We start from the raw sequence: 22,906 nt of genomic DNA, 5'->3' as shown, positions 1-22,906 counted from the left end.
ATGAAGTTTTATAAGAAGTTATTACCTATTGCATTTGCGATATGTCTAGCGGTTAATTTTACTGGTTGTACAGTAGGAGACAAAGTAGTTTATTTCGACACATCTAGTGGATACAACACTGTATTTAAAATCGGAGATTTTAAATGCTCCAAAAAAGAAGCTCTTGTTTATCTATTAAACGAGAAAAACATTTACGGATCTGTAGATGGGGTAAATCTTTGGTCAGAGGATTATGATACTGATACAATGACAAGCTCAATAAAAGATTTAACAATGGAGCATTTAACAAGGGTATACATTTTAAATGTATATGCAAGTGAGCAGGAAATTGAGCTTACAGAATCAGAAAAGAAGGCTTGTTCTGACGCAGCAGAAGAGTACTACAAATCATTAAATTCAACAGAAAAAAGTTTTACAAAAGCAAAGAAAAAAGATATCGAAAAAATGTATATGCGATATGCTTTAGCTTCTAAAGTATACGAGGAATTAATGAACTCTGTTGATGAGGAAGTATCCGAAGATGAGGCCCGCGTTATGGAAGCTTTTGTACTGTATGTTTCAGATGAATCTACAGCAGAGACTATCCAGGGAATGATAGATTACGGTTACACATTTGAGAGACTTGCATCAACATACACAGAGCTTGATTCTTATCAGGTTACCTTCGCAAGAGGAGAGTATCCTGAGGAAGTTGATGATGTAGTTTTCAATCTTGATACAGATGAAGTTTCTTCAGCAATTGCTGCTGATGGTGGTTACTATTTCTTCCAGTGTTTGGACAAGTATAACGAAGAGTTATCAGAAGAAAACAAAACTGTAATCATCGAGAACCGCCGTAAGCAAGTGCTTGAAGACATCGTTTCTGATTTAGAAGATAGATATTTCTCTGACATGAATACAAAGCTTTGGGAGTCTATAGATTTTCCAGAGGATTCTTCGGAATTAACAAGTGATAGTTTTTTTAAAACATTAAACGACCATTTTTAGATAATTCAAAATATATACAACTTTCTATATATAATTGCAATTTGTACTAAAAAGAATTGATAATTTATATTTTATTAGTGATTTGGTAGAAAATTAATTGAATGTACTAGCAATTGCGTGAGTAAATGACTATAATATAGGGCATATAAAAAATAATAATTGTTTGCTCATATAGGAGGGTGAAAAAATGGTAACAAATGCAAAGGTTACAGTTGATGATGTAAAGAAGTCAGCTGCATCTGCTGCTACAACTGTAAAGACTGCAGCAGCAAGCGCTAGTGAAGCAACTAAGAAAGCAGTTGCAGAAGTTAAAAAGGAAGCTACAGCAGCTAAAAAGACAGCTACAAAAGCTAAGGCAACAGCAACAAAGAAAGCTACAGCAGCTAAGAAGACAGCTACAAAGACTGTTAAGAAAGCAACAGCTAAGGCTAAAAAAACAGTAGTAACAACAGCTGTTGTTCAGTATCAGGATCGTGAATTTACAGAAGCTGAGTGCATCAAGAAAGCACAGGCTCAGTTTAAGAAGGATTATAAGAAGGAGACTCTTGAAGAGCTCAACATCTATATCAAGCCAGAGGAGCGCAAGATTTATTATGTAGCAAACAAGGATCGCGTTGGTTCAGTAGATCTTTAATCCTTAATATTTTTTATGTCGTAGCACAAAGCTGTATCGTATATACGATGCAGCTTTTTTATGGTCATGCTACGTGGAGGAATGATGAAAAAAAGTTTATTCACAGTGGCCTATTGGGTATTAATAGATATCCTTTTTCTGGCCATTATAGGAGTGTTTACTACACATCCTATTAATTGGGTTATCGCCATTTTAATTGTGGGGCTATGCAGTGTTTTTAGCATTGTAAAATCTATTAAAGATACAGGCTATATAAAACAGACCCTTGCTCTGCCAGAAAACAATCATAAACCGGTGTATGATTACATTCGTGCTCTTGCGGTATTATTTATTATGTTTGTTCATGTGCTGGCTATGGATTGGCCATATGCATCAGGCATGGCAGGAACACCTTTATATGAGGTTTTAAATCTAATTAGATGTATTTCCGGGGTAGGAGGCAACTGCCTATTTTTAATGATATCAGGTGCATTACTTTTAAGGTTTAAGGATGAAAATCTTCTTACATTTTATGGAAGGAGATTTACCAAGATAATAGTGCCACTTGTAATTTATTACTTTTATTATTTATGGGAGTATAATGCGCAGCGCTATACATCATTTACAACTGCAATTTATAAAATAATTACTGCAGATTATTCAAAGGCAAATGTACATCATTTTTGGCTTATATATGTAATCATCTCTTTGTATGTGTTGGTACCGTTTTTACGATACATGCTTAAAGAGATGCCATACAAAAAATTGACAGCATTGATAATGGTTTTATACATATATTTTGTTCTTACAAAAGTTATTATCAATGAAAATGCCATGCCTATGAATTTTACATTCTGGCTTTTGATTTTCTTGATAGGGTATTGGTATAGCTTGGATGAGTCACGTAAATACGATAGCATTGCAATGATTGCTGGTGTGGTTGCACTTATATTATTTGAAGTGGCGATTCATTTGAACCCACCAATGTCAGATGATTTAGCGGCTCATTATCCATATATGATAGTTGCATCTGTAGGCATAATGGCTATCTTCTTTAAATTGGGGGATAAGCTAAAAAATGTATATCTGATAAGATTGATTAGCCAGTATAGCTATGGCATTATTTTAGGACACATGTTGGTGCTGGTTTTTGCAGTGAGAAAATATTGTTATACATTTACAAGCTCACTAATGCATAAGGGCATGGGATTCTTGTTTCTTTCACTGGCTACATTAATAGGTTCTGTTATAATTGCCTACTTCATAGACAACATTACGGTTAAACCTATATCAGCAATTTTTGATATTAAAAAGAGAAAATAGTTAACATAATGGCTTTGACATATATCACACGTTTGACATATGTTAAAGCTATTTTTATGCCTGATTTAGGTGAATAATGCACAAAAATAATTCTAACAATTTGACCTATTTTTACAAAATGAACACTTTAGGGCTTAAATTGTATGTCAACCGATTGACATAGTATATGTTGAATGCTAATATCCAATTTGTAAACAACACACGAACCTATTTGAAGGAGGGTTAATTGTAATGAAGAAGAAGTTATTATCACTTATAGTGGTAGCTGCAATGTCAGCTTCACTAGTTGCTTGTGGTAGCACAGAGGGTGGTTCATCTGACGGTGCTTCAGGCTCAGGCGTATCAATCACAGTACTTAATTCAAAGACTGAGATTCAGACACAGTTCGAAGAAATGGCTGAAGCTTATGAGGAGGCTACTGGCGTACACGTAGAGGTATACAACGCTGATACTGATACAACAGTTGCATCTCAGGTAGCAACAAAGTATGCATCAAACGATCCATACACACTTACAATGGTTGATGCAAAAGATATTTATTCACTTGCTGATGATTATGCATATGATCTTTCAAATGAAGATTGGGCTAGTCACACAACACTTGGTATTACAGTAAACGACAAGCTTGCTGGTTTCCCAGTTTGTGTAGAGGCTAGAGGTATTATCTACAACGCAGATGCAATTGAAGCAATCACAGGCGAAACATTTGATCCATCATCAGTTGCAACACTTGATGATTTCCAGGCTCTTTTAGATGAGCTTAAGGCTGGCGGAATGGAGACTCCAGTTGGTGTCCTTTCTGAGTACTGGTCACTTGGTGCACATTACTTCGCAGAAGTATATGAGCAGCAGGAAGATCCAGATGCATTCGTTAACTCATTATTAGCTGGCGAAGCTGATCTTGGAAGCAACGAAAAGTTCAACGAGCTTATGGATACATTCGATACATTAATCGCTTACAACTATGCTAAGGGTTCAGCAGCAAACGCTGACCGTGAAGAGTCATCTATGATGCTCGCACAGGGCGACATCGCATTCATGTTTGGTGGTAACTGGGATTGGTCAGTAATCAACCAGTACGATTACACAGAGAACATGGGAATCATGCCAGTACCTGAGAACACATCTGATGACACAAATACAAAGCTTGTTGGTGGCGGTTCTAAGTACTTCTTTGTAGATAGCTCAGATGCTACAAGCGATGAGCAGAGACAGGCAGCACTTGACTTCCTTAACTGGTTAGTAAGTGATCCTGAAGGAAATGCATTCCTTACAGAGCAGTGTGCACTTGTTCCAGCATTCGACAACATCGATGCTTCAGCACTTGACCCACTTTCATTATCAGTTAAGTCTTATGCAGATGCAGGAAAGCTTATTCCTAACTACAACTACTTACCAGATGATCACATGACAGTAGTTGGTCAGGAAATCATGCAGAAGTATTTGGATGAGGCTATGACAAGAGACGAATTGGTTACAGCAGTAGAAGAGTACTTCAAGACAGCAACACCAATCGAACACTAAAATCATATTGATTGTTAATAAGGGGCCTTGGACTCCAAGGTCCCACTTTTTTTTGAAAGGGATAGAATTATGAAAACAAATACAATGAGCTATAAAATAAAGCAGTATTTGCTTTTTGCAGGTATATCAACAGTTATATTTGCCTGCGTGGTAATCATACCTTTCATTTATGGTTTATACTTAACACTTACCAGCTGGGATGGTGTTTCTCGTAACAAACCATTTGTGGGTATTCAAAATTACATTAACGCATTTGCGGATTCAGGTTATTGGGTTTCATTAGGACGCACATTTATTTATTCAGCAATTGCAGTTATTCTTGTAAATGCTGTAGCTTTTATCATTGCCTATATGGTAACAAGCGGAATTAAAGGGCAGAATTTTTTCAGAGCAGGTTTCTTCGTACCAAACTTGATTGGTGGTATCGTACTTGGTTACGTTTGGAAATTTGTTTTCAATAAAGCTTTTGTAGCATTGGGAAGCTTTATTTCATCAGGCAATGCTAAGTCACTCCTTGCAACAGAAAATGGGGCGATAGCAGCACTTATTATAGTTTCTGTATGGCAATATGCAGGCTATATGATGCTTATCTATGTTGCAGGATTTATGAGTGTTTCAGAAGATGTTATTGAGGCGGCTAAAATTGATGGCTGTACAGGAACACAGTCAATCATTCACATATCTATTCCACTTATGACAGCGTCATTTGTACAGTGTCTGTTCCTTACAATCACCAGATGTTTCATGGTTTATGATGTAAACCTTTCTTTGACAAACGGTGATCCATACGGTAGCTCAGCTCTTGCAGCTATGCACGTATACAATCAGGCATTCATTAACAAAAACTATGGTACAGGCCAGGCTGAGGCTTTAATCTTGTTTGTTATCTGTGCAGTAATTGGTGGAATTCAAGTTTACGTTGGTAAGAAAGGGGAGGTGCAGGCATAATGGAAAATGAAGTAGCAGCTCGTAATAAAAAAATCAAACATGCCATTATGATTATCGTACTTACGTTATTATTTATTGCATTCGTATTCCCTTTCATAATGGTTATCATGAACGTTTTCAAGGTTAAGGCTGATATTACAGCAAATCCACTTGCTCTTATTGGTAAGCATGGATTTACACTTGAGAACTTCCCAAATGCTATCAAGAAAATGAATTTCTTCAAAGTATTTGGAAACTCATTGTTCGTAACAATTCTTTCTACAATAGGAACTATCATTCTTTCATCTATGACTGCTTATCTTATTGTTAGAAATAATTGGAAGGCTAACAAGATTTTATTTGTACTTATGATTGCATCAATGGTTATTCCTTTCCAGGTGCTCATGGTACCTCTTGTTTCCCTATATGGTGGAATTTTTGGTATTTTAAATCATAGAGTTACATTAATTTTTATGCATATTGGTTTTTCACTTTCTATGGCAACATTTATGTTCCATGGAAGTATTCACACAAATGTACCTATTTCGTTGGAAGAAGCAGCTACAATTGATGGATGTAACAAGTGGCAGATTTTCTCACAAATCGTATTTCCGATATTGAAGCCAACAATTGCAACAGTAGCAATTATTGATGCGATGGCATTCTGGAACGATTATTTGCTTCCATCACTTGTACTCGGTAGAAAGGAATTATATACTATTCCTATCGCTACGAAGGTATTCTATGGGCAGTTTTCTACAGACACAGGATTAATTATGGCAGCACTTTTGCTTGCTATGTTACCTATCCTCATTCTTTATATTTTCTTACAGAGATATATTGTTGAGGGAATAACAGCGGGGGCTGTTAAATAGGCAATTATAATGCTGCGTCTTCCCGTAGAAGTATAAGGGGGTTACAATGGCAACATTAAAAGATGTGGCAGCAGAATGCGGACTGACTGTCACCACGGTATCGAGAGTATTAAACAACAGAGGTTATATTAGCGACGAAACTCGAAAAAAGGTTTATGAAGCTATGGCTAAGCTTAACTATAGACCGAATGAGGTAGCAAGATCTCTATCGAAAAAAACAACTAATACTATCGGAGTCATTGTTCCTCATATTAGACATCCATACTTTGCAGAGATGATAAGTAACATCGAAAATGCTGCTAGTAAGCATGGTTACAAGATTATTTTGTGCAACTCCAAGGGGAGAAACAATAAGGAAAAAGAGTATTTGGATATGTGCACGAGCAATAGGGTTGCAGGAATCATTCTTTTCTCTGGAAGTGTGGCAGTACAGGAATTTACGGACAGCAATATAGCACTTGTTACAGTTGAGCGTTTTGTTGAAAATGGAACAGCAGCTGTAGAGTGCGACAATAAACAAGGGGGAGAACTTGCAGCTCAGCATTTAATTGACTGCGGTTGCAAGAGACTTCTACACGTCAGTGGTATTTTGAATAATTCCATGCCAGCTGATGACAGAGCCCTAGGGTTCATAGAAGTCTGTGAAAAGAACGGAGTATATTATAAGGTTGTTGCTACGAATATGGGGCAATATAACAGCCTTGATTATCATGATATGCTGGAAGGTGCATTGGAATACGACGAAGAAATCGATGGGGTCTTTGCCAGTTCAGATTTGATTGCTTCTCAGATTTTGCAGGTCTGTTCCAAGCTTGGCAAGCGTGTACCTGAGGATATCAAAATAGTTGGATTTGATGATGTTATGATTTCTCAAATCACAAATCCACCAATCTCTACCATTCACCAGCCAATAAAAGAAATGGCTGAGGCGGCTGTTGATATGGTAATTACAGCGTCTGAAGGCAAGACTGTTCCTAAGCGAACATTGCTTCCAGTTACGCTTGTAAAGAGAGAAAGTACATAATATTTCAGCTCACATCAGGGTTTGATGTGGGCTGTTTTTTTGTTTTAAATATTCTATAATATCTCTAGTTAATTGAAAGGAAGTTATATTATGAGTGAAGAATTAATGGAGATGTTAGCAGAGTCTCTTAATGCAAATGAATTTGTAAAATATAATCATATCGTTATGGACGATATTGAGTTGACAGGTGCCACTGCACATATTGATATTGTTCCAGAAACACTTAATGTTCTTGGAATTGCCCATGGCGGAGCACATTTCACTTTGGCAGATACTTGCGCTGGCTACACAGCAAGAGCAGATGGGCGCCAGTATGTCACACAGCAGTCCAACTATTATTTCCTTAAAGGCGCCAAATCTGGACGTATTACAGCCAAAGGAAAGGTTGTAAAGCGTACTCGTAAGTTCTGTATCATTGATGTAGAAGTGACAGATGACAACGGCGAATTAGTTAGCAAAGGAACCTTCGATTATTACTGTGTTGCAGATCACCAGTAATGGGTTTAAATGTACTAAAAATACCAAATGAGAGCTCGTTATAAAACAGATTTATAACGGGCTCTCATTTTCTTTAGGAGCTAGAAGTATTGAATTTACAACGATTCTCTAATATAATTCCTAACAACTTAACAGAAGGCAATTGTAAAGGGAGAGAAGCATATGGCAAATGTAAGGAGTGTTTCTAATGATGAACTGGCAAAGATTAAAGAATTCATAGAAACAATAAAATTTGGTTCTGTTAGTATAATTATCCAGGATGGAAAAATAGTACAGATTGATAAGAGTGAAAAAATAAGAATTTAATATAGATATTAAATAAACTGACTAGACAACTAGAGGTTTAGAGCATGGTTCCATTAGCTGTGCTTTGGCCTCTAGTTGTTTTTTCATATAAAAAAATATTTTAAGAAAAGGAGACAAACAAATATGGGAAAGTTATTCACATCAGAATCAGTAACAGAAGGACATCCAGACAAAATTGCAGATCAAATTTCTGATGCAATCCTTGACGAGCTACTTGCTCAGGATCCATATTCAAGAGTAGCTGCTGAAACAACAGTTGCTACAGGACTGGCACTTGTTGTAGGCGAGATTACAACAAAAGCTTATGTGGACATTGCAAAAATTGCAAAGGATACAATCAGGGAAATCGGATATGTAAACAATGTGGATGGGTACAACGCAGATTCAATTGCAGTTCTTACATCAATCGACGAACAGTCAGCTGATATCGCACTTGGTGTAGATAAGGCATTTGAATCAAAACAGGAAGGAGTAAAGGAAGATTTTGGAACAGGAGCTGGAGATCAAGGAATCATTTTTGGATATGCGACAGATGAGACACCTGAATATTTACCACCTGCTATTTCGTTTGCTCATCGTCTTACACGTCAGCTTACGAAGGTTCGAAAGAATGGAACACTTCCATACCTTAGACCAGATGGAAAATCTCAGGTGACGGTAGAATTCGATGATGACAATAAAACAGTTAAACGAATTCATACTATTGTAATTTCAACTCAACACGCGGCAAATGTAACTTTAGAAAAGATTAGAGAAGATGTAATTAAATATGTTATTAAGCCAGTTATTCCAGAGGAGCTTTTGGATGAGGACACAATATATTATGTAAATCCTACAGGACGATTTGTAATCGGCGGACCACAGGGAGATGCTGGACTTACAGGTAGAAAGATTATTGTTGACACATACGGCGGCACCGGTCGACATGGTGGCGGTGCTTTCTCAGGAAAAGATCCTACTAAGGTCGACCGCTCCGCAGCATATGCAGCTAGATGGGTGGCTAAAAACCTTGTGGCAGCAGGTGTTGCAAAGCAGGTAGAGGTTGAGCTTGCTTATGCCATTGGCGTAGCAAAGCCTGTATCAATTTCAGTTGATAGTTTTAATACGGGGGTAATCAGTGATGAAAAAATTGCAGAAATTATTGAAAATGTTTTCGATCTTAGACCAGCAGCTATCATCGACGCCCTTAATCTTCGTAGGCCAATCTACAAACAGACTGCTGCTTATGGACATTTCGGCAGGACCGATGTGGACCTTCCATGGGAGCATTTAGATAAAGTCGAGGAGATTAAGAAGGTGTTAGAGCAGCCTGAGTTCAAAATCAATATCAAGGTATTAGAGACAGAGTTTGTTTAGTTCATAGGAGCAACGATTTTGAATAAGAAAAATTATAGATACTTAAGTGTAATAACGGCTATATCAGTACTTGTTGTCTGGTTTGTCATTACTGAGGTGCTATCTATATCTACACTAATATTTCCGTCTCCTAAAAGTGTACTTATTGCATTTGGCGAAGTATTAAAGACAGGATATAAAAATTATTCAATTTGGAGACATATATTAGACAGTCTAAAGAGAATCTTTGAGGCTTTCTTCTGGGCAACTATTATATTTGTTCCATTAGGATTGTTGTGCGGATATAGACCTAGGTTAAGAGCAATAATGGAGCCAATCATTACTTTTATTAGACCATTACCACCACTAGCTTATTATTCAGTAATAGTTTTATGGATGGGAATTGGTGATGAATCAAAAGTAATGCTCTTATTTATTGCAGCAGCACCTCCTATATATGTTTCCTGCGTGGATGGAATTTCCAAAGTTAATGTGGACTATATTAACGCTGCAAAAACTCTAGGAGCCAATAAGTTTCAAATATTTTGGAAAGTAATGTTTTGGGCAGCATTGCCTGATATATTTACAGGCTTGAGAAACTCTATCGCTGGAGCATATGGAACTCTAGTAGCGGCTGAAATGGTTGCGGCAATGAGTGGAATAGGTTGGATGGCACTGGATGCCAGCAAGTATTTGCGAAGCGACATTATTTTTGTAGCGATTATTATCATGGGAATAACAGGATTATTACTAGATTCAGTTTTAAAGCTCATTGATAAGAAAGTGATTTTTTGGAAAGGAAAAGAGTGATTATGAAGAATACAAAGAAGAAATTAGCGGCAATAGCAATTTTTGGATTAACTTTACAGGTTTTAACAGGATGTGGAAAGACAGCACAGGTTGAGCAAACTGCTGATGCTGAAGTTAATATTGAAGCTCAGTCAAATCTTGGAGTAGATCCTATTTCAGGAGAAAAATATCCTGATGAAATAAAGATAGCTATTCTTAATGGAAGTTCTATAGATGCAATAGCAATTGCTGAAGGATTTTACAGTGAATTTGAAGCAAACACTGGTGTAAAGACAACGGTACTTTATTTTGAATCAGGTCGCGATGTTAATAACGCGTATGCTTCAGCATCTGTTGATGTTGCCACATTTGGATCATCACCAATTTCATTAGGAACAACAAATGAACTTGGATATGAGGTGGTTTATATAAATGCAACAATCGGTACAGCAGAATCTCTTGCAGTTTCTTCGGACATCAAAACACCAGAGGATCTAAGCGGGAAGGTAATAGCTACACCATTTGCATCAACTTCTCACTATAGCTTATTAAACTATCTTGAGCAGCAGGGAATTGGAGATGTAGACGTAATTGATTTGCAACCACAGGATATTTTGGCGGCATGGCAAAGAGGTGATATTGATGGAGCTTATGTTTGGACTCCAGTTTTAGGAGAGATTGAGGCTACAGGAAATGTACTTGTATCAAGCGCAGACCTTGCAGAGGATGGAATCATTACTGCAGATTTAACAACAGCCAATAAAGAATTTGCTAAGAAATATCCAACACTTGTTACCGGTTTTGTAGAAATTCAGACTAAAGCATATGACATTATTGCAAACAAAAGAGATGTAGCGGTTAAGGATTTAGTTGCTAATTTACAGATATCAGAAGAAGAAGCTAATAATCAATTGGATGGTTCAGTATGGATTGCACCATCTGAGCAGGTAAGTGAAAGATTCCTTGGCAAAACAGGAGAGAAGAGTGGACTTGCAGAAACTATTAAAAAGACTGCAGAGTTTCATGTAACACAGGGCAACTTAGATAGTGCAAAAGAACTTGATTTCTACAGAGCAGATGTTGACTCTACCTTTATTGAAAACATTCTTAATAAATAACAAAGAGGTGCGTATATGAGTAATTATGGAATTGATGATGTTTATGAGCCAGAAGGAGAACTTATTTCTGTAAAAAACGTATCCTTTAGATATGATTCCATAGATAATCGCTCTGAAAATGATGCTATATTTGAGGATTTAAACTTCAATATTTATAGTGGTGAATTTATATGTGTAATGGGCGAGAGTGGCTGCGGGAAAAGTACTCTATTAAATATACTTGCCGGATTTGAAAAGCCATCTTCAGGACAAGTATTTCTAGAAGATAAAGAACTAGCTGGCATAGATAAAGATAGAGGAGTAGTTTTCCAAAAGCCATCTCTATACGGCTGGTATTCTGTTAGAAAAAATATTGAGTTTGGACCTAAAGTTAATAATGTGCCTAAGAACATTATTGATGAAAAGGTTAATTATCTTTTAGATAGAGTGGGGCTTTCAGGTAAGGGAGAAAAGAAAGTCTTTGAGTTATCAGGCGGCATGAAACAACGAGCTGCTATAGCTAGAGCACTAATTAATGAGCCAAAGATACTATTAATGGATGAGCCTTTTGGTGCTCTAGACGCATTAACCCGAGAAGAGATGCAAAAACTGATACGAGAAATTTGGTATACCACAAAAAATACTATTTTCTTTATTACACACGACGTAGATGAAGTGTTACAGCTCGCAACTAGAGTCATTGTATTAGGCAAGAATCCAGGAAGAATTGTTGCAGACTTGCCCCTAAATTTTTCTAGAGATCTTATTGAAGAAAAATCAAATAAAAGAGTTTATACAGAAGAGTATTTTAAATATCGAGAAAAGCTTCTTAGCTTAATTAGTATAAGAGATACAAGACCTATTGAAACAATTATATAGTGAAAGGATATATGTATGGCAAAGGAATTAAATAGTTTTGAAAAAGAATTATACGATGAGATAAAGATTAAAAATCAAATATTAGTCGATGGAGTGAGATTTAATCCTGATATATTCAAAAATATTGAGCTAGGAACAAAATATACTGAGCAGGTCAATATTCTATTTGCGGCTGATCATCATGCACATACAGGTATTGATTTCCCTGCGTGCATTATCACTCCAAAGGGAAAATATAGAATCGAGCTCAGATGGGTTCAGTCCAGTCCTTACACACTTACATATGAGGGTAATCAGTTTCAAATCAGACATGTATATGATGGCGTAGTCTTAGAAAATGTAACCTTCTCAAGAAGAGCTGCTTATTATAGCAAAAAGACTTCAGACGGAGCTTTAATGCGAACAGTAGCAGGGGATTATGGATATGGTCATATGTTTATCTCATATAGTAATGAGTGTTCACTGAAGGATAAGGGCAGAGATTGCCTTTTCTGCAATATTAATGAGACTAAGGCATTGTATGGTGAAGCACAATGCATCAATTGGAAGACACCAAATCAGATTGCTGAAACTGTGAAGGAAGGCTATAAGGACGGCTTTAACAAACTGACTATCAGTGGAGGATTTATTCCAGAAAGACGTGAAGTAGATTATTACATTGATGCAGCTGAAGCTATAATCGATGCAACAGGTCTTGAGGATTTTAATGGAACAGCATGTGTTGGTGCACCGAAAGATTTAGATGTATTTGCAAAATACAAGGATGCAGGATTTAGAACAATTGCTACAAATCTTGAGATTTGGGATAGAAATATCTTTAATGTTATTTGCCCAGGAAAAGCAATCGAATGCGGCGGACAAGACAATTGGCTTAAAGCACTTGATGAAGAACTTAATGTATTTGGCAAATTTAGAGTTCGCTCTACCTTTGTTTCTGGATTAGAGCCAAAGGAATCATTGCTTGAAGGTATTGAGCAGTTGGTTTCAAAAGGTGTTGTCGCACTTGCATCTCAGTGGAATGTTAACGTTGGTTCTTCACTAGTAGGACATAGAACACCAGAGGCTAATTGGCACTGGGAGGTATTTGAAAGAGTTGTGGATATCTATCGAAAATACGGACTCACATGGGAATATTTAAACGATGCCACTGCGGAACCAGATACTGTTGCTCATGATTTGCTTAGATTGTATGAGGGCGTTTCAACAGAAAGTTTACCTAAGGCAAAGCTTGGCGTAGAAGATGATAGTGTTTTGAGTGAATATGAAGGGGGAAAGAGTGTAGTTGCTTAGTCACTACACTTTAAGTATTAGCATGGCTAAACATGTATTAGTGACAGGAGGAACAAAAGGAATTGGTTATCAAACTGCAAAATTATTTAGTCAGAAGGGATACAAGGTAACAGTTGTTGCTAGGGATTTTTCAAAGTTTGATATTCCAGAGGTCACAAAAATAGAATTTAATCTGGAAAATATTTCTGATATTCAAAATCTGGTTGATGAGATAGGGGATATTGATATTCTGATTAATAATGCAGGAATTGATCGTCCTTATTTTTATGACAATTATCCTACTGAAGAAGTGGATAAGATAATTAATATTAACCTAAAGGCACCGGTAGAGCTGATATCTAAATTTGCGCCTTCCTTAATTAAGAATAAAGGTCGAGTGGTAAATGTAGGTTCTCAGTCCTGCCAGATAGGTCATAAGGATATCTGGTATGGAATAACTAAGGCAGGAATTGATAATGCTACAAAAAGCTTGGCCAGTGTTTTGGGCGATAAAGGTGTAGTTATTAATTCTGTTGCACCAGGGCCTGTAGATACAGGTTTTATAGAAACATCCATTTATAGAGACAGGTTTGAAAAGCTTAAGGACAGAACAATTCTTAAGCGCTATGCAAGAACAGAAGAAGTTGCAGAAACAATCTTTTGGCTGGCAACAGAATCTCCAGAATATATTAATGGAGAGACAATCAATATTAATAACGGCGCCCAAAGGATTAAACAAGATTAATAGAATACCATACATTTAGGAGGAAAATATGGCAGGAAAAATAGGTAAGCACATTGCTATATATGGAAAAGGTGGCATCGGAAAATCAACCACCACATCCAATATAAGTGCAGCTCTTGCAGAGGCTGGTTACAGAGTAATTCAAATTGGATGTGATCCGAAAAGTGATTCTACAAATACACTTAGAGGAAATAACTATCTTCCAACAGTACTGGATAGTCTAAGAGAAGGAAATAAGATTCATTTGGATGATATTTCTGTTAAAGGATTTGGTGGAGTGCTTTGTATTGAATCAGGCGGACCAGTTCCAGGAGTAGGTTGTGCAGGGCGTGGTATCAATGCGGCTGTAAATTTATTGCAGGAGCTAAATCTATTTGAGGAATTTAAGCCTGATTATGTTTTATACGACGTATTAGGTGATGTTGTTTGCGGCGGTTTTGCAGTTCCTATCAGAGATGGAATTACTGACAGAGCATATGTTGTTTCTTCTTCTGATTTTATGGCATTGTATGCAGCAAATAACCTTTTCAAGGCAATTAATAAATATGCTCCTACCGGTGGTGCTAAGCTTGGTGGAGTTATTGCAAACAGCATGAAGCCAGGCTATCACAGAGAGATAGTTGATGACTTTGTGGCAAAGACAGGCACAAGCATTGCCGGCTATGTAAATCGTTCACTTGATGTTCAGCAATCTGAGCTTTATGGAAAGACAGTTATCGAGGCAAAACCAAACAGTGCCCAGGCAGATATTTATAGAAATCTTGCAAAGTATATTGCTGAAAATGAAGATCTGGTGGTACCAAATCCTCTTGGTTCAGCAGAACTTAGAGATTGGGCTAGGTCCTGGGGAGACCGTATATACGATATTGAAAATGGTGTTGTAAATGGAGTGGCTGAGGCTATTTAGCATTTAGGTAAGGAGGAGATTTTATGAGTTTTTTGGAAGATAGAAAAGCCCTTACCAGAGAAAAAAGATTAAGTGCATTAAGTCATTTTCACGGAACACTTGAAGGTCTTATTGATGAAACCTCAGGCACGGAAATCAAACAACGAGTAAGGACTTATTCTCAAATCCATGTGGATGAAACTATATATGCATTTGATGTGTTATCTAAGATTGAGGATGCTGCAATAATTGTGAATGGTGCAATTGGCTGCGGAAATATTGGACTTACTCAAATTGACGAAGCTTTTGGGTGGTACAGTACAAATTTGGTGGAAAGGGACACCATCTTAGGAGGTGAAGACAAGCTTAGAGAAGCAGTTATCAGAGCCTATGAGGAACAACATCCTAAAGCTGTTTTTATTATAGGAACACCTGTGGTTGCTATTAATAATGACGATGTGAATTCCATTATTTTAGAGCTGGAAGATGAAATAGGGATTCCTATTATAAGCATCTATACAGATGGATTTAAATCAAAAACACCAGTAACCGGTTACGACATTGTGACTCATAGCTTGTTAAAGTATTTGATTGATAAAAATCCAGAGGAAACGGAACCATTCATTAACGTCATCTCATTTTCAGAGAGCATTGAAGATATTGCTGCAATAGCAAAAATCCTTAAGGCATTGGATATTAAATATCAGGTCTTGCCAAGGTTTTCTAGCATAGATGAAATCAAAGCGGCATCTAAAGCTAAAGCAACTGTTGTATTAAATCCAGAAGAAGGTGGATATTTAGCCAGAGAATTAGAGGAAGTATACGATGTTCCTTACATAGTTACTGAAGCACCAGTTGGATTTAGAGGTACAAAAGCATTTTTGCTAAAGTTGGCTGCGTATCTAAAGGTTGAGGATAAAGCAAGTAAATATGTTGATGAAGTAGAAACGGAATTAACAAGAAGCATTTCAAAGCATCTTTTGGATGGCAAAAAGATATTTATTGATGCATCACTAAGTAGAATTCCTGCATACGCAAGATTGTTTACAAATCTTGGTGGAGAAGTGGTTGGATTTGGAGCACCTTTTGTTGATTTAGAGAATAGAAATCAGTTATCTAAATTACGTTTTCTTTCAAAAGGAATAACAGCGGTGATTGGTAATGGTCAGTATTTTGAGAAGGCAAATGCAATAGCAAAGGGAGAAGTTGATATATATGTTAGCGAATTTCAGGGAAGCTCATTTGCTTCTGATGAAGGCGCTACAGTTGTATCCACCAGAAATAAATCCATTTACGGATTTGACGGAGTTTATGTATTGTATGACTCATTTGTCAAAGCAATACGACTCTCGGGAAAGTTGCAAGGTGTAGATAAAGGCAACTACAAGATTAGTTGGAAAAGCAAAAGTGGCAACTGGTATGTGAAGCAGGAGGTAAGCTAGTTATGTCAAATGTAATCAAAAATCCTAGAAATGGATGTGCACTTCATGGAGCTTTGCAGACAGTTCAAGAGATTAACGGAGCGGTACCAGTTGTGCATGCAAATGCTGGTTGTGGTGTAGTTAATTATCTAGCTAATCAAAGGTTTTCTGGAGGAGCCTCATCTTATTCAGGCTTTTCTATTCCAGGTACTGCAGCACAAGAAAGACATGTAATTTTTGGAGGCGCATCGAGGCTTCGCGAGCAAATCAAAAACACTATTAAGATTCAAAAAGGAGATTTATATGTAATTCTCAATAGCTGTGAATCTGCAATGGTGGGCGATGATGTAGATGCAATGACAAGAGAAATTGTTGAGCAAGGAGAACCAGTTGTTGACACGCTGGTAGCTGGATTTAATGGTGGGCCTCACTATGGATATGAGCAGGTTTTGGGAGATATTTTTAAATCCATATATGAAGTCAAAAAAAGTGGTTTAAAAAGAGAATCAAATCTTGTAAACATTTTTGGAATTGTTCCCCAAAAGGATCCTTATTGGCAGGGGAATCTAAATGAGTTGCAAAGAATCCTTACAGGTTTAGGAATAAAATCCAATGTATTTTTTGGAACAGAAGGTGGTGTTGCTGACTTCGTAAATGCGAAAAATGCATCGGCATCTATCGTATTTTCCAAGTGGGGAGAACTGCCAGCAAAAATCTTAAATGAAAAGTTTGATATCCCTGTAATATACAGATCATCACTGCCGATTGGCACAGAGAAAGTCCAGGATTTAGCGGAAGCTATTAATAAAGTGATTAGCTTAGATGAATCACTGGTAAAAGATTTCTTGGAAAAAGAAGAACATACTGAAAAGAGTCTGATTTTTAGAGTTAGGGATGAAATATTTGAATTGGGACTTTCGAAAAATGCTGTAATTATAGGAGATGAAGAACAGGTAATTAGACTTGGAAGTTTTTTGAAGGACAGATTAGGAGTTGTTATTTCTTCGGTAGTGCTAATTGATTCCTTGAAAAAGGATGAAGCACATGAAACAAATGATGAAGAAGTACTTAGAACTATATCTGAAAACATTTATAAGGGAGCTGATCAAAAAGAGATTGATGAAATAGTTAGTTCTAGTGATGTGGAGGTTATTTTCGGAAGTTCTCTTGAAAAAGGAATAGCAGAGAAATTAAATCTACCACTTGTTGAAGTTTCGTATCCAATTGCTGATAAGTTAATTCTAAATAGGACTGATGCGGGGGTTAATGGCGTAATTAGTCTTTTGGAAAACTATATTACAGTTGTAAAGCAATATGATGAAAGAAAAAAAGAACTTGCATCATCTATTATTAAAGAAGTAAAAGGAGGAGAATCATGGCGCGAGCTATCACAAAAGAAGAACTTTTTAAGACAATCGAACTTGATAACAGAATTACCAACGAGGGAGTATATATCAGCCCAGAGGTAGCTTCAACACTTGATTTTGATAATCAGGTACAAGAGCAGATGTGATTTGTACTTCTAGCATTTACCCTAAATATTATTAGTAGAGTTTCATTTGCATATGCAACATTTCCTACGCTAGGCAAATGGGCCGTTTATATTGCAAATCCTCTTAGCGTACTTATGGGAGCTATAACTATAATGACGGTGTATAGGTATCAAAAGAATACACCACTTGATTCTATACTTCTAAGGAGTTATAATAAAATTACTTCCACAGAAGTATAGGAGAGAAAATGAATAAAATCACTTTATATCATGGCTCAGATAAAATTATATCTGAGCCTAAATGCAATTTAGGGAAAAAATATAATGACTACGGCCAAGGCTTATATTGTACGAAACATATAGAGCTTGCAAAAGAGTGGGCTGTGGATGAAGGCAGAGATGGCTTTGTTAACATCTATGAAATAGATTTAGCAGGATTAAAAGTACTTGATTTAAATAGCGATAGTTACAGTATTTTACATTGGCTGACAGTTTTACTTGAGCATAGAAATATTAGTGTTAATACTCCAGTTGCGATAGATGGCTTGGAGTATTTGAAAGAGCATTATCATGTAGCCTTAGATGATTACGATGTAATAATCGGCTATCGAGCTGATGATTCATATTTCTCTTTTGCAAGGGCTTTTATATCAAATTCTATTAGTGTATCTCAGCTTCAGCAGGCAATGTATTTAGGTGAATTAGGAATACAATATTTCATTAAAAGTGAAAAAGCATTTTCAAAGCTCAAATTTATTGAAGCTATTCCAGTTGATTCAGCGGAGTATTATTCAAATAAAGTTTTAAGAGATTCCAATGCACGAAAAAACTATAAGAAAATTACAGAATCTGTTGATAAAAATGGAACATTCTTATTAGATCTTATGCGAAAGGGGTAAGGTTATGATATATTCGTATAATCAGTTATATTTGAATGATGCTATGAATAATATGGCCGAAGCATTTGAAATAGCAGCTCATATTTACAAATTAAATTTAGATTACTTTTTACAGATTTTTATAATTTCTGGTATTGCATCACAGTTTGAAAAAGGAAATCCTAAATATATAGCAGGTAAATCTGGAGCAGAATTAGTGGCAGATGCTGTAATACTTACAAATGCTTCCGAGGTTAAAATGCCAGAAACATCTTTTATAAATATATCTGAGGAATATTGGACTGGTTGGGTGACTGCTTATTATCAGTGGATTTCAGGTAAGACCTTTAAAGAGATTCAGCAAATAATTAGTATGTCTGAATTAAAAAATAAATATAACCCTTATCATGAAATGGATGAGATGCAGATAGTAGATTATATTCAATCAAAGGCAGATAAAACTAATGCTGTTAATCGTCTTCAGATGTATCGAAAGAAGTTAGGCTTATCTCAAAGTGAACTAGCTACTGAAGCAGATGTTAATCTAAGAACATTGCAACAATACGAAATTGGAGCAAAAGATATACACAAAGCATCGGTATCAACCATTGCTTCCCTTGCCAGGGTATTAAAATGTGATATGAAAAATCTTTTATGATAGTTTAGATAAGAAAATGAGAGCTCGTTATAAAACAGATTTATAACGGGCTCTCATTTTCTTTAGGAGCTAGAAGTATTGAATTTACAGGGTTTGTAGCATATAATCCTATCAACCTAGTAGATAAGTAGTTTGAAAGGAGAAAATAATATGGCGGATATAACAGTAGGAAGAAATCAAGTGAAAAATGATGATATTGTTACAACATCAAAATCTCAGATTTCGGATTTGTGGAAGAAAGAGGATTGGTTGACAATTTGGATTGGAGCAATCCTCATCGCAGTAGCAGCAATAGCTGTACTTACGGGAGCTTTTGATTTTAGTGCAGCTAAGTTTTCAACATGGGGAAACGGAGTGAGTGTAGTTGAACAGCTTTCTACAGGAAGTTTTTGGATTTCATTAGTTCGAACATTTCTTGTTACAGGAGCACTTTTTACTGCTGGAGTTAAGCTAAAGGGTGAATCAGTAAAGGATTATATTCCAGCATATTCTGTATTATTTATTCTGGCAATTCTTGTTAGATTTATTTCAGCAGAGTATACACTCAACAGATATTTAGAGTGGGCTTTCTGGGCACTTATTGTTGGTCTTGTTATCTCAAATACAATTGGAGTTCCACAATGGCTTAAGCCAGCAGTGCAGACAGAATACTATATTAAGGCCGGTCTTGTAATAATGGGATTTTCTGTATTGTTTTCTAACATCATCAACTTCGGACTGTACGGTCTTGGCATAGCATGGATAGTTACTCCAGTTGTCATTATCTTTATGTGGTTTTTTGGAACAAAGGTATTAAAGATTGACAATAAGCCATTAGTTATCACACTTGCGACTGCAACATCTGTTTGCGGTACATCAGCAGCAATAGCAGCAGGTGCATCATCAAAGGCAAAGAAAACAGATCTTTCTCTTGCAGTTTCAATTTCAATAATCTTTACAGTAATCATGATGGTGTTCGAGCCAATTTTGATAAAGGCTACAGGCCTTGGAGAGCTTATGGGAGGTGCTCTTATCGGCGGAACAATTGACTCAACAGGAGCTGTTACAGTGGCAGGAACTGCACTTGGAGAAACTGCACAGACAGCAGCAGTACTTGTAAAATCTATTCAAAATATTCTTATTGGATTTATCGCATTTGCGGTAGCAATTTTCTTCTCTACAAGAGTGGAAAATGGAGATGGAAAAACAAATGTTTCGGCAGCAGAGATTTGGTATAGACTTCCAAAATTTATCTTGGGCTTCTTTGCAGCATCACTTATTGCATCATTCATTTTCCTTCCTGCAGTAGGTAGTGAATCTGTTTCAAGTATTAATGGTGTCCTTGATCAATATAAGAACTGGGCATTTGTTCTTGCATTTACAAGCATTGGACTAGATACAAACTTCAGAGAAATTAAGGAACAGTTTAGGGGAGGAAAGCCACTGGTTCTTTATATAGTAGGACAGTTGTTTAATATTCTTCTTACATTTATAGCAGTATATTTACTTCTTTCTGGAAAAATTTTCCCTATTCCAGTATTGAACTAACCTTTTAGGAGATGATAAATATGAAATCTACATTGAAAAAACTTATAAAAATAATAGGAATCATATTTATGATAGGAGTGGTAGCTGTAGTGCTATATATTATGGCAAATGGCATTGGACTAATTGATAGTTTGGACTTTGGCGCAGGTGCATATTATTATGCTGACATTCCACAGTTTTCAAAGTATGTAAATGGGGAGCATTTTAAATCAGCTTTTCCAATGTGGATTCATATTGTTTTATTTTTAATCTGGGGTGTAGCAATGTATAAGTTATGGAGTTGGCTAGATAAAAAGCTATAATCATATAGAGAAGGTTGTGCTATGGATAATATAAATGATTTCAAAAGTTGGATTATATTTTTGATAATAGTAATTATTACTGTGGTGTCCAACGTGTATACCTGTAAAAGTAATGGATTGAAAGAAATTGACAAATCATCAAAAAGAAAATAGTATAGTATAGCCTATCAATTTGATAGGAGAACTTCAAAGCAGATGTTATAACATCTGCTTTTGTGTTGTTTAATGAGGTATTTTATGAGAGAAATCACATTTGAACAGCTTACAAAGCTTGATAAAGATAAATACATGCTGGTTGATACCAGAAATGAAGGAAGCCTTAAGTATGGTATGATTCCTGATGCTATCAGTATCACCCATGAATTATTTGAAGTTGATTTAGATAGCGTAATGTCCAAGCTAGATAAAACAAAGCAGATTGTTTTATATTGCACAAGAGGTCAGGTTTCAATAGATGATGCAGGTCTTCTTACAGAGCAGGGCTTTGATGCTGTCAGCCTTAAGGGTGGATATAACAGCTACCTTTCATACATGATGGATAAGCAAAACTCTGAGGCAGACGACGAGCTTAATGAGCAGAGAGCAGAAATCGAAAAAAGCATTAGAAAGAAGTTCCACAAGAGCTTATTCTCCCCATTTGCCAGAGCTTGCAAGGAGTATGAGCTTATAAAAGAAGGAGACCATATCGCTGTTTGTATTTCAGGTGGTAAGGATTCAATGCTGATGGCAAAGCTTTTCCAGGAAATCCAAAGGCATCAAAAGGTCAACTTTGATCTGACTTTCCTTGTAATGGACCCTGGATACAGTGAGGTAAATCGTCGCCTCATTGAGAGCAACGCAAAGCTTATGGGAATACCAATTGTTATTTACGAGAGCGATATTTTCGATGCCGTAGATACTGTTGAAAAGAACCCATGCTACTTGTGTGCTAGAATGCGCCGAGGCCACTTATATTCAAAGGCAAAGGAATTAGGCTGCAACAAAATCGCCCTTGGTCATCACTACGACGATGTTATCGAAACAATCCTTATGGGAATGCTTTACGGAGCTCAGATTCAGACAATGATGCCAAAGCTTCATTCCACAAACTTTGAAGGCATGGAATTGATTCGCCCGCTTTATCTTGTTAGACAGGATGATATTATTGCATGGCAAAGATACAATGGATTGCATTTCCTTCAATGTGCATGTCATTTCACAGAGACATGTGACAGCTGCTCAGTAGATGGTACAAGTGCTTCAAAGCGTCTTGAAACAAGAAATCTTATTGCAGAGCTAAAGAAGGTTAATCCTTATGTAGAGTCAAATATCTTCAGAAGTGTTGAGAATGTAAATCTTGCTACAGTAATAGCTTACAAGCAGGATGGAGTAAAGCATCACTTCCTAGATGACTATGATAAATAAAATAGTACGTAAATACGGTAGTTTTAAGAGTAAAGAGCTAGCTATAAATATGATTTATAGCTAGCTCTAATTTTATTTAGGAACTAGCTATATTGAAGTAGAATCCAGCATCTGTTATTATCCTATCAACCTACTAAGTGAGTAGGT

At 36.5% G+C, this 22,906-nt stretch carries 23 protein-coding genes; all 23 read left to right on the top strand.

Translation table 11 applies throughout. The annotated features are described in order from the left end of the window. The 23 genes from BM102_RS10260 to BM102_RS10150 all read left to right on the top strand — a co-directional run bounded on the left by BM102_RS10260 (position 1) and on the right by BM102_RS10150 (position 22,759). On the top strand, positions 1 to 987 hold the full coding sequence (locus BM102_RS10260) for a peptidylprolyl isomerase (RefSeq protein WP_074791278.1): 987 nt from the start codon (positions 1 to 3) through the stop codon (positions 985 to 987). A 187-nt stretch (positions 988 to 1,174) separates the two neighbouring features. Continuing rightward, positions 1,175 to 1,621 (top strand): DUF6465 family protein, encoded by a 447-nt coding sequence (locus BM102_RS10255; RefSeq protein ID WP_090481708.1) that lies wholly within the window; start codon positions 1,175 to 1,177, stop codon positions 1,619 to 1,621. Between the two features lie 84 nt (positions 1,622 to 1,705). Then, positions 1,706 to 2,923, top strand: a complete 1,218-nt coding sequence (locus BM102_RS10250; protein WP_177194953.1) for an acyltransferase — start codon at positions 1,706 to 1,708, stop codon at positions 2,921 to 2,923. A gap of 231 nt (positions 2,924 to 3,154) precedes the next feature. Further along, complete coding sequence (locus tag BM102_RS10245; protein ID WP_090481703.1) at positions 3,155 to 4,447, top strand: ABC transporter substrate-binding protein; 1,293 nt, start codon at positions 3,155 to 3,157, stop codon at positions 4,445 to 4,447. Positions 4,448 to 4,516: 69 nt separating this feature from the next. Beyond that, positions 4,517 to 5,395, top strand: coding sequence for a carbohydrate ABC transporter permease (locus tag BM102_RS10240; RefSeq protein ID WP_090481700.1), 879 nt, complete (start codon positions 4,517 to 4,519; stop codon positions 5,393 to 5,395). Next, a complete protein-coding gene (locus BM102_RS10235) occupies positions 5,395 to 6,249 on the top strand; it encodes a carbohydrate ABC transporter permease (RefSeq protein ID WP_044938046.1) in 855 nt (284 codons plus the stop codon). The genes BM102_RS10240 and BM102_RS10235 overlap by 1 nt, the downstream gene beginning before the upstream one ends. A 46-nt stretch (positions 6,250 to 6,295) precedes the next feature. Further along, entirely contained in the window at positions 6,296 to 7,273 is a 978-nt protein-coding gene (locus tag BM102_RS10230; RefSeq protein WP_090481697.1) for a LacI family DNA-binding transcriptional regulator, read from the top strand. Between the two features lie 90 nt (positions 7,274 to 7,363). Then, positions 7,364 to 7,771 (top strand): PaaI family thioesterase, encoded by a 408-nt coding sequence (locus BM102_RS10225; RefSeq protein WP_044938042.1) that lies wholly within the window; start codon positions 7,364 to 7,366, stop codon positions 7,769 to 7,771. A 162-nt stretch (positions 7,772 to 7,933) separates the two neighbouring features. Next, complete coding sequence (locus BM102_RS10220; RefSeq protein ID WP_074791284.1) at positions 7,934 to 8,077, top strand: YezD family protein; 144 nt, start codon at positions 7,934 to 7,936, stop codon at positions 8,075 to 8,077. Positions 8,078 to 8,200: 123 nt separating this feature from the next. Continuing rightward, a complete protein-coding gene (gene metK / locus BM102_RS10215) occupies positions 8,201 to 9,433 on the top strand; it encodes a methionine adenosyltransferase (protein ID WP_090481694.1) in 1,233 nt (410 codons plus the stop codon). Between the two features lie 18 nt (positions 9,434 to 9,451). Then, the gene (locus tag BM102_RS10210; RefSeq protein ID WP_242942932.1) at positions 9,452 to 10,222 is read left to right on the top strand and encodes an ABC transporter permease; all 771 of its coding nucleotides are present in this window, start codon (positions 9,452 to 9,454) and stop codon (positions 10,220 to 10,222) included. 2 nt (positions 10,223 to 10,224) lie between these two features. Then, a complete protein-coding gene (locus BM102_RS10205; RefSeq protein ID WP_090481688.1) occupies positions 10,225 to 11,319 on the top strand; it encodes a taurine ABC transporter substrate-binding protein in 1,095 nt (364 codons plus the stop codon). 15 nt (positions 11,320 to 11,334) lie between these two features. Further along, a complete protein-coding gene (locus tag BM102_RS10200; RefSeq protein WP_090481685.1) occupies positions 11,335 to 12,177 on the top strand; it encodes an ABC transporter ATP-binding protein in 843 nt (280 codons plus the stop codon). 15 nt (positions 12,178 to 12,192) lie between these two features. Beyond that, positions 12,193 to 13,467, top strand: a complete 1,275-nt coding sequence (locus BM102_RS10195) for a radical SAM protein (protein ID WP_207646573.1) — start codon at positions 12,193 to 12,195, stop codon at positions 13,465 to 13,467. A 22-nt stretch (positions 13,468 to 13,489) separates the two neighbouring features. Next, entirely contained in the window at positions 13,490 to 14,191 is a 702-nt protein-coding gene (locus BM102_RS10190) for an SDR family oxidoreductase (RefSeq protein ID WP_090481785.1), read from the top strand. Between the two features lie 28 nt (positions 14,192 to 14,219). Then, positions 14,220 to 15,098, top strand: coding sequence for a nucleotide-binding protein (locus tag BM102_RS10185; protein ID WP_074791288.1), 879 nt, complete (start codon positions 14,220 to 14,222; stop codon positions 15,096 to 15,098). Positions 15,099 to 15,121: 23 nt separating this feature from the next. Next, positions 15,122 to 16,519 (top strand): nitrogenase component 1, encoded by a 1,398-nt coding sequence (locus BM102_RS10180; protein WP_090481682.1) that lies wholly within the window; start codon positions 15,122 to 15,124, stop codon positions 16,517 to 16,519. Between the two features lie 2 nt (positions 16,520 to 16,521). After that, positions 16,522 to 17,967, top strand: a complete 1,446-nt coding sequence (locus BM102_RS10175) for a nitrogenase component 1 (protein WP_090481677.1) — start codon at positions 16,522 to 16,524, stop codon at positions 17,965 to 17,967. A 271-nt stretch (positions 17,968 to 18,238) separates the two neighbouring features. Next, positions 18,239 to 18,889 carry a DUF3990 domain-containing protein gene (locus BM102_RS10170; protein WP_090481674.1) on the top strand — a complete coding sequence of 217 codons (651 nt, stop codon included), beginning with the start codon at positions 18,239 to 18,241 and terminating at the stop codon, positions 18,887 to 18,889. A 4-nt stretch (positions 18,890 to 18,893) separates the two neighbouring features. Then, on the top strand, positions 18,894 to 19,526 hold the full coding sequence (locus BM102_RS10165) for a helix-turn-helix domain-containing protein (RefSeq protein WP_090481671.1): 633 nt from the start codon (positions 18,894 to 18,896) through the stop codon (positions 19,524 to 19,526). A gap of 150 nt (positions 19,527 to 19,676) precedes the next feature. Further along, entirely contained in the window at positions 19,677 to 21,053 is a 1,377-nt protein-coding gene (locus BM102_RS10160) for a YeiH family protein (protein ID WP_090481669.1), read from the top strand. Between the two features lie 20 nt (positions 21,054 to 21,073). Next, complete coding sequence (locus tag BM102_RS10155; protein WP_242942931.1) at positions 21,074 to 21,355, top strand: hypothetical protein; 282 nt, start codon at positions 21,074 to 21,076, stop codon at positions 21,353 to 21,355. Between the two features lie 237 nt (positions 21,356 to 21,592). Then, positions 21,593 to 22,759, top strand: coding sequence for a PP-loop family protein (locus tag BM102_RS10150; protein WP_090481664.1), 1,167 nt, complete (start codon positions 21,593 to 21,595; stop codon positions 22,757 to 22,759). Positions 22,760 to 22,906: the final 147 nt, after the last annotated feature.

This window comes from Pseudobutyrivibrio sp. JW11, assembly GCF_900115355.1.
In the GTDB taxonomy this organism is placed as follows: Bacteria; Bacillota; Clostridia; order Lachnospirales; family Lachnospiraceae; genus Pseudobutyrivibrio; species Pseudobutyrivibrio ruminis.
This window is presented reverse-complemented; position numbering and strand designations above follow the sequence as displayed.